The organism is Nocardia sp. NPDC060259, assembly GCF_042728775.1.
GTDB lineage: Bacteria > Actinomycetota > Actinomycetes > Mycobacteriales > Mycobacteriaceae > Nocardia.
Map to the genome: position 1 here is coordinate 1 of NZ_JBHXAY010000149.1, position 12,871 is coordinate 12,871.

Consider the following 12,871-nt stretch of genomic DNA (forward strand, 5'->3'; position numbering starts at 1 on the left):
CCCAGCCGGGAGACGCGGCCCTCGGCCGTTGCTCAGCCCTGTGCGGTGGTCACCGCGTTGAACACCACGTCGGCCACCGGGGTGCCGTCGCCTCCGCCACCGGCGACGCCGGCGTTCGCGATGGTGGTGAGCGCGTCCATGCCCTCGGTGATCCGGCCGAACGGGGTGTAGTTCGGGGGCAGTTGGGTGTCGCGGTAGACCAGGAAGAACTGGCTGCCGTTGGTGCCGGGGCCCGCGTTGGCCATGGCCACCGTGCCCGCCGGGTAGACCGCGCCGGCGAGGTTCTCGTCGCCGAACTTGTAGCCGGGGCCGCCCATGCCGGTCGCGGTGGGATCGCCGCACTGCAGCACGTAGATGCCCTGGGTGGTGAGCCGGTGACAGCGGGTGTGATCGAAGTATCCCTCGCCGGCCAGGAAGGCGAACGAATTCACCGTGCGCGGCGCCGCGGCGGCGGCGAGCTCGATCGAGATGGTGCCGCAGGTGGTGTCGAGCGTCGCGGTGTAGGCCGCGGCGGGGTTGATGGTGAGGGCGGGCTCGGTGGGCCACTGCTTGCCGTTGGGCGCGCCCGCGGCGGCCGGGGCGCAGCCGGGAACGACCGCCTGGTGGGCGGGCACGGCCTGCGCGGCGGGGGCGATCGCCACCAGCGCGGCCACGACGGCGCCGAGGCCGAGTGCGGCGCGCCGGGCGGCGCCGGCGATGGAACGGTCCTGCGAATGACTGCTCACCTGGACGGTGTCTCCTCGAACTGGGGTGCTGCCGGACGATGTACCGCGCATCCTGCCAGTCGCGGCCGCCGCGCGGGGAGTGACCGCGGGAACTCGCCGTCCGCGGCTAGCGCGCCCGCAGCCGCCACAGCGAGGTCGTTTCCGCGGTGCGGGCCGCGGCCAGTGGATCGTCACGGTCGGCGGCGCGCGGATGGCGCGGGCGCGTGGTGAGCCGGGCCATGACGTGCAGTCCGGCGGCGTCGAGCAGGCGCGGGAGGTGATCGGCGGGGCGCAGTCCGAGCAGTTCGGCAAGGTCGGAGAGCACCAGCCAGCCCTCGCCACGGGGCGTGAGGTGCGCGCGCAGGCCGCGCGCGAAATCGGTGAGCATCGACTGATCCTGGTCGTAGACACCACGTTCCAGGTCGGAGGTCGGCGTGCCGGGCAGCCAGGGCGGATTGCAGACGACGAGATCGGCGCGCCCGTCCGGGTACAGCGTGGGGCCGGTGACGGTGATCCGGTCGGCGTAACCGAGGCGGGTCAGATTGTCGGTCGCGCAGCGCACCGCACGCGCGTTGATGTCGGTGGCGGTGATCCGGGAGACGCCGCGCTGGGCGAGCAGCGCGGCGAGCACGCCGGTGCCGGTGCCGAGATCGAAGGCGGTGCGCACCTCGGGATCCAGCGGCGCGTCCGCGACCAGATCCACGTATTCGCTGCGGGTGGGGGAGAAGACGCCGTAGCCGGGGTAGATCCGCGCGCCGAGCGCAGGCACCTCGACGCCCTGCTGCTGCCAGCGATACGCGCTCAGGACACCGAGCAATTCCGGGAAGGTGACGACCCGGCCCGCGCTCGCCGGGCCGTAGGCGGCGGTGCAGGCCGCCTTGACGTCGGGCGCGCGCCGCAGGTCGAGTTCGTTGGTGTCGTCGAGCTGAACCAGCAGCCCGCCGAGAATGCCTGCGCGACTGCGTTTCCTGGCCCGCTCGTGGTCGTAGCGCTCACTCAGCTCGCCGCCGGAAGGTGCGGTGGCCATGCGATCGGCGCGCCGGCCCAGCGCCTGCAGGAGCTGGCGGCCGTTGTGGAAATCGCCCTGCCAGAGCAGGGATTGTCCCGCCCGGATCCGGCGGTAGGCCTGGTCGGCGGAGAGCCGGTCGTCGGCGACCGAGACGGCGGCCGGTGCGGGCGCGCCGTTCTCCGAATGCCAGCGCGCGGTGTGATGGATATGGTCTTCGGTCCAGTCGATGGTGGACACGGGTGTCTCCCGGTAGTCGGCGGTGCTGGTGACACGACGAGCACTTCGACGCCGGGGGTGCGGGAGGGAAAGCCTCTTCGCTAGCGCGTCGAAATGCGCGAGCCTGCGTCGCCGAGGACCATGCCGAGCGTCACCACTGCTGCCTTTCGAGGGGAGGAACCGTCCAGTCTGCCGCATCGGTGACCGACGTCATCGGGCGGGGCCGCGTCCTCGGCAGAGCCCTGCCGTGCTGTAACCCAGCGCACGACGGCCCATCGGAACTCCCGGTGGGCCGTCGGTCACCAGCGGTTCAGCGTGGGGTCAGCTGTACGACCACGCCGCCCTGCTGCCAGGTCTGGTAGATGTCGGCCTTGGACGGCTCGCCGTCGGCGGTGTAGCCGATGCCGTTGAACTTGGCGTTCTGCTTGTTGTCGCGAGCGATGACCGTGTACAGGTCGAGTACGCTGCGCTCGTCGGAATGCACGGTGGCGGTGCAGGTTTCGGGTGCACGGCCGCGGGAGACACGCACCTCCGCGCCGCCCTGCAGGTTGTTCACCCACGGGCGCAGGGACGTGCCGATCAGCAGCGTGCCGTCGTGGACGGTGTAGGCCACCGGGACGTCGTAGACCTTGCCGGATTTGCGGCCGGTGACGTGCAGGGTGGCCAGGCGCTTGCCGACGATACCCCCCAGCACCGGGACCTTCAGCAGGCTGCGGACGACGGTGTTGACCTTGGCTTGGTAGGACCGGATCGGCTCGGGTCCGGTGGTTGTCGGTGTGCCGTACGGGTTTTCGGAGGGCGCGGTGTCGGTCATGGTCCCAGTATCGTCCGGTGCGCCCGCACCCGCATTCGGTGCTCTCACCCTGCTATTACGCTGCGAGTATGACCGAGATCTGGCACAACCCCCGCTGCACGAAGAGTCGCAATGCCACCGCGCACCTGGATGCGGCCGGGGTCGAGTACACGGTGCGGCGCTACCTCGACGACCCGCCGACGGCCGACGAACTGCGGGCGGTGCTGGCCCGGCTGGGCGCGCAACCGTGGGATATCACCCGCACCGGCGAGCAGATCGCCAAGGACCTGGACATGGCGAGCTGGGGTCGTACCGACGCCGATGTCGACCGGTGGCTGGCCGCGCTGGCCGAGCATCCGAAGCTCATCCAGCGTCCCATCGTGCTCACCGCCGACGGCGGCGCGGTCGTGGCCCGGGACGAGGAATCCCTGCGCTCGCTCGACTGAGCCCGCGAAGTCAGTCGGTGAGCAGGTCGTCCAGGATGACGCGCGTGTCGGGGACGAAGGGCCATGCCGGATCCCGCAGGTGCGCACGCAGTTCGGCATCGCGCCACCACCAGCCGTCCGCGATCTCGGACGGCTGGTGGCGGATCGGGCCGTCGTAGCGGACCTCGTAGCCGAACAGGTGGCAGCGCAGCGGTCTTCCCGCCCAGACGCCGTCCCATGACGCGGCGGCGCGCAAGGCCGGTGCGGTGCCCGTGGGCAGTGTGATGCCGAGTTCCTCGTACAGTTCGCGGGCCGCGGTGTCGGCGGGATCCTCGCCCGCGTCGACGACCCCGCCTGCCAGGCAGTCGTGCAGACCGGCGAAGACGAGTTTGCTGTCGGTGCGCCGATGCACGTAGATCCGGCTGCCGTCCCCGGACCGCACCAGCACTCCGGCGCTGCCGTGCCACAGCCCCTCGCGATAGACGGTGCCTCGATCTGCCTCGCCGATCACCTGGCCCGCGGCGTCGTAGACGGCGAGCAGTTCCGACTCCGGGTTCACAGACACCGCCCGAGGGTAACCCCGGCTCACCGGGGCTGTCGCTGCGGCTTCACCCCCGGACGCGGTGCGGCGGCACGGGCTCGCGCCGCAGACTTCGCCGCCACGGTTGCCGCCTCCGCATCGAGCTTGCGCCGGATCAGATACTGCTGGCCGCACGTCCACGCCGCATTGGTGGCGAAGTAGACGAGCACCGCGACCGGCAGGATCGCGCCGCTGACCAGCGCGCCCGCCGGAAACACCCACAGTGACAACCGGCGCAGCAACGCAGCCGTTCCGTCCTGCGCGGGTGGGGTGAGCCGGGCGGTGAGATGCGTGGCGAGCGCGGTGATCAGCACCAGCGGGACGGCTAGCGCGGCCACGGAGACGAACAGATCACCGGCCCCGGTCATGGTCGCCGACAGCGGTGCGCCGAACACCCGGGCATCGAGGAAAGCCCGGACCTCGGAGATACCGAGCAGGTAGTTCGGTGTCGCGCTGTTGGCCTCGACAGACATCGGCGTCCCGGTCGAGGCGAACGGGCCGACCGCGAAGGCGCCGGTCCGGTCGAACGAACGCAGCACGTGGAACAGGCCGAGGAATACCAAGCCCTGCACGATCATCGGGACGAGCCCGCCGAAGAGCCGGACCCCGTGTTCGCGGTGCAGCGCCCGGATCTCCTCGGCTTGCTTGCGCTGATCGTCGGGATGCTTCGTGCGGATCTTGTCCATCCGGGGTTGCAGGGAACGCAGGACGGCCTGGGAACGGGCTTGGCGCAGTGCGGGAACGACCAGCAGGGCACGGACCGTGATCACGAGCGCCGCGACGGCGAGTAGCCAGGCGAGCCCGTCGTCGGGTCCGAAGGGGAGGGCGAAGAGCCGGTGCCAGCACCACAGGGCGGCGGACACCGGAAAGTACACGACATCGAGCATGACGGAACGACCTGTCCGGAGGGCGTGCGTGAACGCACGAGAAGGGGAGTGGGATCACGGAATCCGACAGGCGGCGCGGACAGCGCTGCGCCCGTCAGCGGTGATCGATCCCCGGTGCTCGTGGCCGCGGACGGCCCGCGGAATCCGGATTGCTCTGTGGCAGAAAGGAACCGCGCAACCGGCGCTGCGCCGATCCCGGTGGGCCCGCGACGGCGACCCGCACCGGAATCCGCCGGTGGCCGGTGATCGCGACCAGCGCGCACACCATGGCCGCGGCGACCGCGCCGAACGCGAGCATGCGCGCGGTGTCGGTACCCGGCGTGGACAGGAGCACGAAGGCAGGCAGCACGCACGCGAGCACCGCGTACGCCAAGATCACTGCCCGTGAGTGCATGCCGTCGAGCATACCGGCCGTCGGCGAGTGCCTCAGAACTGTTCGAGCGGGTAGGGCGGCACGCCGGTGCCGGTGATCCGAAGATTGCCCCACGGGTCGCGCTCGGTGAGGCGGGCCGGTGTCGGGGCGTGGCCGGGCAGCGCGAGCAGGGCCGTCACCCGGGTCGGCTCCGGGAGCGAGCCGTCGATCGGGTCGAGGCGTCCGTACCAGTGGTAGCGGCCGTCGATCGGATCGGTGTGCCCGGCGAGGGTCGCGATGACCGGATACTCCGCGCCGGGCAGGTCGAGCAGGGCCGGGCCCTGATAGTCGTGGGCGGGGTGCCGGTCGGCGGCGACGGTGATGTCGAAGTGGTGCGGTTTCGGCCCGCCGAGTCGTCGCGGGCGACTGCCGTCGCGGTGCAGCGCGAGCCTGCGGTGGTACTCGTGCTGGGTGCTCGCCCTGACCTCGATGCGGGTGCCGGATTGCCCGCGCAGCGAGCTGATCCAGGTGGTGATGTGGTCGATCTGGGTCTGCCGGTGGGAATGCCGAAGCGGGGCAAGGGGATCGGGGCCGTCGAGGAGGAACAGGTTGGGAAAGCCGTGGACGGCGATGCCGCGGAAGGTGATCGGCCCGCCCGCCCACGCGGCGTCCAGGGTGCGGCCGTCGCGGCCGGTGACGGGGAGCGGCCGGGTCGGGCGGCCGCGTCCGGTGGGCAGCGACGCGTCGACCGTGTCCGCGGTGAGGACGACGACATCGGCGGTGGCCCCCTTGTCACCGGAGAGCCGGATCAGCCACTGGTCGGCCTGCTCGTCGAAATCGAGACCGAGGACATCGATCCGGTGCCGGGGTGACGGCGGATCGGTGCGCCGTCGAGCCCATGGCTGCTTCGGTGGTGGCGGCGCCGCGGTGGGTTCGTAGACGACGACGTCGACGATCCGCGCCGCCCGCAATGCTCGTGCGAGCGGCGCGGCGTCGGCACCGATGATCGCGACGGTCACAGCAGACCCACCGCCCGCCACCACCGGCGACCCAGCGGCCCGATCAGGCCGTGCGCACCGAGGAAAGCCGCGAGATCGGCCGCCCCGACGGCTCTGGCCTCCCGGGCGACGGGATTGCGCAACGCGATGCTGTGCGCCCGGCGGCCGTCGAGCCCGGCACGCACGTACATGTGCCGATTGAGGACCAGCGAGACGAACAGCGGTCCGGCGACCGCCACACACAGCCGGGCGTAGATCCGCTCGCCGCGCGACATCGTCGGCACCCGGCGCGCCAGCGCGTCCCTGGCGAAACCGATGTGCCGCGCCTCCTCGGTGACGTGGATGCGCATGGTGCGCGCCACGATCGGCTGCAGATCCGGATCGTCGAGCACCCGGCGTTGCAGCGCGTCGAAGATCTCCTCGCCCACCAGCGCGGCCACCCACACCATGCTGCCGCGCAGGAGGGTGGGCAGGGCGGTGATCGCCAGCCGCGCGGCCGGGCGCGGCCAATACGGACGCGCTTCGATGCGTTCGATGAGCTTGCCGAACATCATCATGTGCCTGCACTCGTCGGCCATCTCGGTGAGCGTGTAGTGGGCGGTCGCCGAGGTGGGGTCGCCGGCGAGCAGTTCCCGCAGCAGGAGGCGCTCGAGCAGGTTCTCGAACCAGATGCCGACCGAGAGCATGTTGGCCAGCTCCTGCCGGGACAGCTCGCGCCTGTCCGCGGCCGACATCGCGTCCCACAGCGCGGTGCCGCAGAGCGAGACCACACGGGCGGGCAGGAACAGCTTGTCCGGATCGAGCGGCTCGGCCCAGTCGATGTCGACCACCGGATCGTAGGATTTTCGGACCGAGCCGATCAGCAGGCGCTGGGCGAAGGAATCGCGCGGGGAGGTAGCGTGGCGCATCGCGGGCTCACTCTCGGCAGCAGTGCCGCATTAACTGTTACATGGTGTATCACCAAGGTTAGTGGAACGCCATGTCACGGTCAATATCGGACACGCGTATCGTTGGCACTGTGACTGCACCATCCGCCCAGGCCGAGCAGCCCATCGGCGACGGCCGCGCCACCCGCTGGCACGGTCACAAGGCGCGCCGCCGCGCGGAGATGATCGACGCCGCGATCGAGGTGATCGAGGAGCACGGGCTCGAGATCTCGGTGCAGCTGATCGCCGAGCATCTCGCGCTGCCGCGGCCCGTGGTGTACCGGCACGTCGGTGGTCGCGCCGAACTCGACGCCCTGGCCCGCAAGCGGATCCTGGAGCTGCTGCTCGCGGAGTTGCTGCCCGCGCTGCAGCCCGACGGGACGCTCAAGGACGCGGTGCGCGGCGCCATCGGCACCTATCTCGGCTGGATCGAACTCCACCCCAATCTGCATCGCTTCCTCGGTGACGCCGCACCCGAGGGCACCGGCACCGCCACCCTGGCCGGGGCCGGACGCGAGGTGGGCGGGCAGCTGGCCGACATGTTCGCCGCGAGCCTGGCCCGCTTCGGTATCGACCCCGCGCGGGCCAGGCCGATGGCCTTCGGCATGGTCGGGCTCGTCGACGGCGTGGTCGCCAGCTGGCGGGCCGATCCGGAACCGGTGCTCACCACCGACCAGGTGCAGGGCATCCTGACCGAATCGGTGCTGTCGCTGTTCGAGGGCAATGCCCGCAGTCTCGGTGTTCCGCTCGAACGGGATTCGCTCGTCGCCGACCTGCTCGTCGCGCCCGACGCCGCCCCGCCGCCCGCGGAGCGGCTGCGCTGACTCAGCCGGCCAGCAGCTGATAGCTGCGGTGCCACAGCCACTCCACCGGTCCGCGCTCGAACCGGCGCAGCCACAGGTGGGCGAAGGCCGTGATGAGCACGACGACGAGGATATAGATCCCGATCGTGAACGGGACCAGCGCGGTTTCCGGCACCCGCGCCGCCAGCCCGAAACCCCAGCCGTAGCAGAGGATTCCGGCCAGCAGGTTCTGCAGGATGTAGCAGCTGAGCGCGGTCTTGCCGACCTCGCTCAGGCGTGTTCCCGCGAATCCGGCCCGCGGCCTGCGCAGGTAGAACTCCGCGACCGCCGCCAGGATGCCGAGTGCCACGAACGGCGCGATGCCGTAGCGGGTGAACAGCACCAGATCGCCGCCGCCGAAGACGCCGATCGTGAAATCCAGCGGTGCCGCGACCGCGAAGCCGATCACCATGAGCCACCGGCGGATTCGCGTGCCTTCCGGCCGGAACACACCCGCCCGGTACAGTCGCGCGCCGACGAGGAACAGCGCCACCGACATCGGGAACACGAAGATCGCTTCCAGCCGGAATTCGAGCGCGTGATCGAGCCGGAACAGCACCAGATCCCAGAAGGAGCCGTCCGCGTAGGGATTCGGGTCGAGCGGTTCCGAGGTGGCCGACTCCTGGGCGGGCGCGAAGGCGAGGGCGGCGGCGATCAGCGTCAGCATCGTCACGTGGATGGAGGCCGCGGTGATCAGCCAGCGGCGTTGGGCCCGTTCGCTGGTCGCGAGGAGATAGGCGACGACGAGCCCGGTGACCGCGTAGCCCATCAGCACATCGAACTCGGCCACCAGCAGGAAGTTCAGCAAGCCGTCGAGGAACAGCAGCGCGGCCCGCCACGGGTACTTGCCCGGCCAGCGGCGACCCGCGCGCTGCGCCGAGGACTGCTGGATGGCCAGCCCGATGCCGAACATCACCGTCAGCAGGCCGAGGAACTTGCCCTGGGCCAGCTGCTGCAACACCCGCTCCGACCACATCCAGCCGGTCTCCGCCGCCGCCCCGAGCCCATCGACGTACCCGACGAGCCCTTCCGGGTCGGTGAAGATCCAGATGTTGGTGCCGAGGGTACCCAGGATCGCGATGCCACGCAGGACATCGAGCGCGATCAGCCGGCCGGGCCGGTTCGGGACGTCGGTGGCGAGCTGTTGGACGGATTCGCTCATGGTCCGAGTATCGCGACCGCGCCCGCCGATCGGATCGCCCGCGAGGACCACCCCGAGGTCCTCCTGGAGGGGGACCTCGGGGTGTGGACGGCACTCAGCCGCGGTGTGCCAGAACCTCTTCCACCAGAGTGACCGCCTCCGGCAGGTCGATGTGGTCGTCGGCGTACGCGCCGAGGTGACCGCCGCGCGGCAGCACGACGGCGCGGGCGCCGAGGCCGCGGACCAGGAGCTCGACATGCGGCCTGATCAGGCCGCGGGCGACATCGCGCAGCTGCTGGCCGGTCTGCGCCCGCGGGCCTGAGCCGGGGCCCACAGAGCCCGCTGGGCCGAGATGCCGGTGCGTGTCGGGCGCGTCGCCTAGGCTCGACAGCATGCAGCGCATCATCGGAATCGAGGTCGAGTACGGCATCTCGACCCCCACGGAGCCGACGGCCAACCCGATCCTCACCTCCACCCAGGCCGTGCTCGCCTACGCGGCCGCCGAAGGGGTGCCGCGGGCCAAGCGGACCCGGTGGGACTACGAGGTGGAATCCCCGCTGCGTGACGCGCGTGGTTTCGATCTGAGCCGGATGAGTGGGCCCGCGCCCGTGATCGACGCCGACGAGGTCGGCGCGGCGAACATGATCCTCACCAACGGCGCCCGGCTCTACGTCGACCACGCCCACCCGGAGTACTCCGCGCCGGAGGTCGTCGACCCGCTCGACGCGGTCATCTGGGACAAGGCGGGCGAGCGCGTGATGGAGGCCGCCGCCCGGCACGCCTCCAGCGTCCCCGGCGCGCCGCGCCTGCAGCTCTACAAGAACAACGTCGACGGCAAGGGCGCCTCCTACGGCACCCACGAGAACTATCTGATGAACCGCGACACCCCGTTCAGCCACATCATCGCGGGCCTGACGCCGTTCTTCGTCTCCCGCCAGGTGATCTGCGGGTCCGGTCGGGTCGGCATCGGCCAGTCCGGTGACCACGCGGGCTTCCAGCTGTCCCAGCGCGCCGACTACATCGAGGTCGAGGTCGGCCTGGAGACCACGCTCAAACGGGGCATCATCAACACCCGCGACGAGCCGCACGCCGACGCCGACAAGTACCGGCGCCTGCACGTGATCATCGGCGACGCCAACCTCGCCGAGATGTCGACCTACCTCAAGGTCGGTACCACCGCGCTGGTGCTGGACCTGATCGAGGCGGGCGAGGACCTCTCGGAGTTCCAGCTGGCACGTCCGGTCACCGCCGTGCACCAGATCAGCCACGATCCGTCGCTGCGCGCCACCGTGGCGCTGGCCGACGGCCGCGAGCTGACCGGCCTTGCGCTGCAACGGCTCTACCACGAGCGCGTCGCCAAGTTCATCGACCGCGAAGGCAACGACGACCCGCGCGTACGCGACATCGTCGACAACTGGGCCATGGTGCTCGACCTGCTCGAGCGCGACCCGATGGAATGCGCGAACCTGCTCGACTGGCCTGCCAAACTGCGCCTGCTCGAGGGCATGCGCAGCCGTGAGGGCCTAGGGTGGGCCGCGCCGAAGCTACACCTGATGGACCTGCAGTATTCCGATGTGCGCCTGGACAAAGGCCTCTACAACCGCCTGGTGGCGCGCGGCTCGATGAAGCGGCTCGTCAGCGAACAGGATGTGCTCGACGCGATGACCAAGCCGCCGACCGACACCCGCGCGTACTTCCGTGGCGAGTGCCTGCGCCGGTTCGGCGCCGATATCGCCGCAGCCAGTTGGGATTCGGTGATCTTCGATCTCGGCGGTGATTCGCTGGTGCGGATCCCGACGCTGGAGCCGCGGCGCGGGACGAAGGCGCACGTCGGCAAGCTGCTCGATGCCGCGCAGTCGGCGGCCGAACTCGTCGACCAGCTCACCCACTGAGGGCTTTTCCGGCACGACAGGGCGACAATCCGATCGCTAATAGACCACCTTGTCGGATCCGCTCGGTAGGGTTGTAGGACGAGCACGAACATTGCTCATGATCGTCGACCGTGCTCATCCGAAAGGTCGCGGTCATGATGAGGAAAGAGGAGGTCGGCTGCCATGGCACAAGAGCAGACCAAGCGCGCCGGGGGTGGCGACGAGGACGAGGGTCCCGAGGGTGTCGACGCGGCGGGTCAGGAGCGCCGCGAAAAGCTCGCGGAGGAGACCGACGACCTGCTCGACGAGATCGATGACGTGCTCGAGGAGAACGCCGAGGACTTCGTGCGGGCATATGTGCAGAAGGGCGGCCAGTGACCTCAGGTGATCCGTTGCGCCTCCATGCGGGGCAGGCTCTCTCCTCGTTCACCGAACATCTGCGAATGCACGCTCCCGACCTGTTGCCCGGCAACAGGTTCGCGGCCTCGGACCTGACCGCGGCGAAGGATCTGGCGCCACACGGCACCACCATCGTCGCGGTCACCTACCGCGGTGGCGTGCTGATCGCGGGCGACCGCAGGGCCACCATGGGCAACCTGCTCGCCAGCCGCGACACCGAGAAGGTCTACATCACCGACACCTTCTCGGCGGCAGGCATCGCGGGCACCGCGGGCATCGCGATCGAGATGATCCGGCTGTTCGCGGTGGAGCTCGAGTACTACGAAAAGATCGAAGGCGTGCCACTGACCTTCGACGGTAAAGCCAACAAGCTGTCGAAGATGGTCCGCGACAACCTGCCTGCCGCCATGCAGGGCCTGGCGGTCGTGCCGATCCTGGTCGGCTACGACGATCAGGCCACCGACGAGGACCGCTCCGGCCGGATCGTGTCCTACGACGTGGTCGGCGGGCGCAGCGAGGAGCGGTTCGGCTACACCGCGGTCGGTTCGGGTTCCGGGTTCGCGAAGTCGTCGCTGAAGAAGCTCTACCGGCGCGGCATCGATCAGGACCGGGCGCTGCGGATCGCGGTGGAATCGCTGTTCGACGCCGCCGACGACGACACCGCCACCGGTGGTCCCGACCTGTTGCGCGGGATCTACCCCACGGCAGTGGTGATCGACGCCGACGGTGCGGCCGAGGTCGGCGAGGATCTGCTCGCCGAGGTGGCCAGGGCTGTGATCGCCGATCGGGAAGCCGCGGAAGAAGGGGGCGCCGTCCGATGACGCTGCCGTATTACGCCTCGGCCGAGCAGATCATGCGCGACAAGACCGAGCTCGCCCGTAAGGGCATCGGTCGCGGTCGCAGCGTGGTGGTGCTGGTGTACGACAAGGGCGTGCTGTTCGTCGCCGAGAATCCCTCGGCGACGCTGCACAAGGTCAGCGAACTCTACGACCGCATCGGTTTCGCCGCGGTCGGCAAGTACAACGAGTTCGAGGCCCTGCGCCGCGGTGGCATCCTGCAGGCCGACCTCAAGGGCTACCAGTACGACCGGCGCGATGTCACCGGTCGTGGGCTGGCCAACCTGTACGCCCAGAGCCTCGGCTCGATCTTCACCGATCAGCTCAAGCCCTACGAGGTGGAGCTGTGCGTCGCCGAAGTGGGCTATCCGGAGCAGGCACCGACCTCGGTGCTGTACCGGATCACCTTCGACGGGTCCATCGTCGACGAACGCGAGTACGTCGTCATGGGCGGCACCACCGAGCCGATCGTGACCGCGCTCAAGGCCGCCTACAAGCCGGGTCTGTCCCTGGACGACGCGCTGAAGGTGGCGATCGGGGCACTGCAGGCCGGTCAGCCCGAGGCCGACAAGGACAAACGCGCGCTCGGTGAGGCCTCCCTCGAGGTGGCCACACTCGAGCAGTCCCGGCCGCGGCGGGCGTTCCGGCGGTTGCAGGGTCCCGCCCTGGAGAAGGCGCTCGGGACGCCGAAGGCGAAAGCCGTCAAAGAGGCGAAGCTGCCCGAGCCCGAGGACGGCGCGGGGGAGTAGACCCCGCCGTCACGATCATGAAACGGCCCGCGGACCGATCCAGTACGCGGGCCAGTTCACTTAATGCCCGCCCTGTAGTGCAATGTCCGAATCGTATTGACCACTAATTCAGATCGGTTGAACGCAGCGCCGCGAGTGCACTG

General features: G+C 70.0%; 16 protein-coding genes. 6 read left to right on the forward strand and 10 right to left on the reverse strand.

Translation table 11 applies throughout. From position 1 onward, the window contains the following. Positions 1-32: 32 nt before the first annotated feature. The 3 genes from ACFWF2_RS31605 to ACFWF2_RS31615 all read right to left on the reverse strand — a co-directional run bounded on the left by ACFWF2_RS31605 (position 33) and on the right by ACFWF2_RS31615 (position 2,743). Entirely contained in the window at positions 33-725 is a 693-nt protein-coding gene (locus ACFWF2_RS31605; RefSeq protein ID WP_379311152.1) for a peptidylprolyl isomerase, read from the reverse strand. Between the two features lie 106 nt (positions 726-831). Next, positions 832-1,950, reverse strand: coding sequence for a methyltransferase (locus tag ACFWF2_RS31610; protein ID WP_379311153.1), 1,119 nt, complete (start codon positions 1,948-1,950; stop codon positions 832-834). A gap of 289 nt (positions 1,951-2,239) precedes the next feature. Then, positions 2,240-2,743 (reverse strand): nitroreductase/quinone reductase family protein, encoded by a 504-nt coding sequence (locus ACFWF2_RS31615; protein WP_379311155.1) that lies wholly within the window; start codon positions 2,741-2,743, stop codon positions 2,240-2,242. A 68-nt stretch (positions 2,744-2,811) separates the two neighbouring features. Between ACFWF2_RS31615 and ACFWF2_RS31620 the strand changes: the two genes are divergently transcribed. After that, a complete protein-coding gene (locus tag ACFWF2_RS31620) occupies positions 2,812-3,168 on the forward strand; it encodes an arsenate reductase family protein (protein WP_379311157.1) in 357 nt (118 codons plus the stop codon). A gap of 10 nt (positions 3,169-3,178) precedes the next feature. On the opposite strand, the gene ACFWF2_RS31625 is transcribed toward ACFWF2_RS31620, so the two are convergent. The 5 genes from ACFWF2_RS31625 to ACFWF2_RS31645 all read right to left on the reverse strand — a co-directional run bounded on the left by ACFWF2_RS31625 (position 3,179) and on the right by ACFWF2_RS31645 (position 6,872). Continuing rightward, positions 3,179-3,712, reverse strand: coding sequence for an NUDIX domain-containing protein (locus ACFWF2_RS31625; RefSeq protein ID WP_379311159.1), 534 nt, complete (start codon positions 3,710-3,712; stop codon positions 3,179-3,181). A gap of 20 nt (positions 3,713-3,732) precedes the next feature. After that, complete coding sequence (yidC, locus tag ACFWF2_RS31630) at positions 3,733-4,614, reverse strand: membrane protein insertase YidC (RefSeq protein ID WP_379311160.1); 882 nt, start codon at positions 4,612-4,614, stop codon at positions 3,733-3,735. 94 nt (positions 4,615-4,708) lie between these two features. Continuing rightward, a complete protein-coding gene (locus tag ACFWF2_RS31635; RefSeq protein WP_379311161.1) occupies positions 4,709-5,008 on the reverse strand; it encodes a DUF6412 domain-containing protein in 300 nt (99 codons plus the stop codon). Between the two features lie 32 nt (positions 5,009-5,040). Beyond that, on the reverse strand, positions 5,041-5,985 hold the full coding sequence (locus ACFWF2_RS31640; RefSeq protein WP_379311162.1) for a DUF4873 domain-containing protein: 945 nt from the start codon (positions 5,983-5,985) through the stop codon (positions 5,041-5,043). Beyond that, positions 5,982-6,872 carry a diiron oxygenase gene (locus tag ACFWF2_RS31645; protein WP_379311163.1) on the reverse strand — a complete coding sequence of 297 codons (891 nt, stop codon included), beginning with the start codon at positions 6,870-6,872 and terminating at the stop codon, positions 5,982-5,984. Before ACFWF2_RS31645 ends, ACFWF2_RS31640 begins: the two co-directional genes overlap by 4 nt. A 110-nt stretch (positions 6,873-6,982) precedes the next feature. Here ACFWF2_RS31645 and ACFWF2_RS31650 point away from each other — a divergent pair, with 110 nt between their 5' ends. Then, positions 6,983-7,714: a TetR/AcrR family transcriptional regulator gene (locus tag ACFWF2_RS31650; RefSeq protein ID WP_379311164.1), complete on the forward strand. Its 732-nt coding sequence runs from the start codon at positions 6,983-6,985 to the stop codon at positions 7,712-7,714. Position 7,715: 1 nt separating this feature from the next. On the opposite strand, the gene ACFWF2_RS31655 is transcribed toward ACFWF2_RS31650, so the two are convergent. Together ACFWF2_RS31655 and ACFWF2_RS31660 are read right to left on the reverse strand one after the other, a co-directional pair. Next, a complete protein-coding gene (locus ACFWF2_RS31655; RefSeq protein WP_379311165.1) occupies positions 7,716-8,894 on the reverse strand; it encodes a DUF418 domain-containing protein in 1,179 nt (392 codons plus the stop codon). A gap of 94 nt (positions 8,895-8,988) precedes the next feature. Further along, positions 8,989-9,267, reverse strand: coding sequence for a hypothetical protein (locus ACFWF2_RS31660; RefSeq protein WP_379311166.1), 279 nt, complete (start codon positions 9,265-9,267; stop codon positions 8,989-8,991). Between ACFWF2_RS31660 and dop the strand changes: the two genes are divergently transcribed. The 4 genes from dop to prcA all read left to right on the forward strand — a co-directional run bounded on the left by dop (position 9,266) and on the right by prcA (position 12,728). After that, positions 9,266-10,765, forward strand: coding sequence for a depupylase/deamidase Dop (gene dop / locus ACFWF2_RS31665; RefSeq protein ID WP_189022959.1), 1,500 nt, complete (start codon positions 9,266-9,268; stop codon positions 10,763-10,765). The genes ACFWF2_RS31660 and dop overlap by 2 nt on opposite strands. A 162-nt stretch (positions 10,766-10,927) precedes the next feature. Then, positions 10,928-11,122: a ubiquitin-like protein Pup gene (locus tag ACFWF2_RS31670; protein WP_019047503.1), complete on the forward strand. Its 195-nt coding sequence runs from the start codon at positions 10,928-10,930 to the stop codon at positions 11,120-11,122. A 65-nt stretch (positions 11,123-11,187) separates the two neighbouring features. Beyond that, positions 11,188-11,964 carry a proteasome subunit beta gene (gene prcB / locus ACFWF2_RS31675; protein ID WP_379311167.1) on the forward strand — a complete coding sequence of 259 codons (777 nt, stop codon included), beginning with the start codon at positions 11,188-11,190 and terminating at the stop codon, positions 11,962-11,964. Further along, positions 11,961-12,728 (forward strand): proteasome subunit alpha, encoded by a 768-nt coding sequence (gene prcA / locus ACFWF2_RS31680; protein WP_379311168.1) that lies wholly within the window; start codon positions 11,961-11,963, stop codon positions 12,726-12,728. Before prcB ends, prcA begins: the two co-directional genes overlap by 4 nt. Positions 12,729-12,871: the final 143 nt, after the last annotated feature.

Coding starts and splice junctions, on each gene's coding strand:
- ACFWF2_RS31655 (WP_379311165.1), bottom strand. CDS start 8,894: ATGAGCGAATCCGTCCAACAGCTCGCCACCGACGTCCCGAACCGGCCC.
- ACFWF2_RS31660 (WP_379311166.1), bottom strand. CDS start 9,267: ATGCTGTCGAGCCTAGGCGACGCGCCCGACACGCACCGGCATCTCGGC.
- ACFWF2_RS31645 (WP_379311163.1), bottom strand. CDS start 6,872: ATGCGCCACGCTACCTCCCCGCGCGATTCCTTCGCCCAGCGCCTGCTG.
- ACFWF2_RS31620 (WP_379311157.1), top strand. CDS start 2,812: ATGACCGAGATCTGGCACAACCCCCGCTGCACGAAGAGTCGCAATGCC.
- prcB (WP_379311167.1), top strand. CDS start 11,188: ATGCACGCTCCCGACCTGTTGCCCGGCAACAGGTTCGCGGCCTCGGAC.
- ACFWF2_RS31670 (WP_019047503.1), top strand. CDS start 10,928: ATGGCACAAGAGCAGACCAAGCGCGCCGGGGGTGGCGACGAGGACGAG.
- yidC (WP_379311160.1), bottom strand. CDS start 4,614: ATGCTCGATGTCGTGTACTTTCCGGTGTCCGCCGCCCTGTGGTGCTGG.
- dop (WP_189022959.1), top strand. CDS start 9,266: ATGCAGCGCATCATCGGAATCGAGGTCGAGTACGGCATCTCGACCCCC.
- ACFWF2_RS31635 (WP_379311161.1), bottom strand. CDS start 5,008: ATGCACTCACGGGCAGTGATCTTGGCGTACGCGGTGCTCGCGTGCGTG.
- prcA (WP_379311168.1), top strand. CDS start 11,961: ATGACGCTGCCGTATTACGCCTCGGCCGAGCAGATCATGCGCGACAAG.
- ACFWF2_RS31615 (WP_379311155.1), bottom strand. CDS start 2,743: ATGACCGACACCGCGCCCTCCGAAAACCCGTACGGCACACCGACAACC.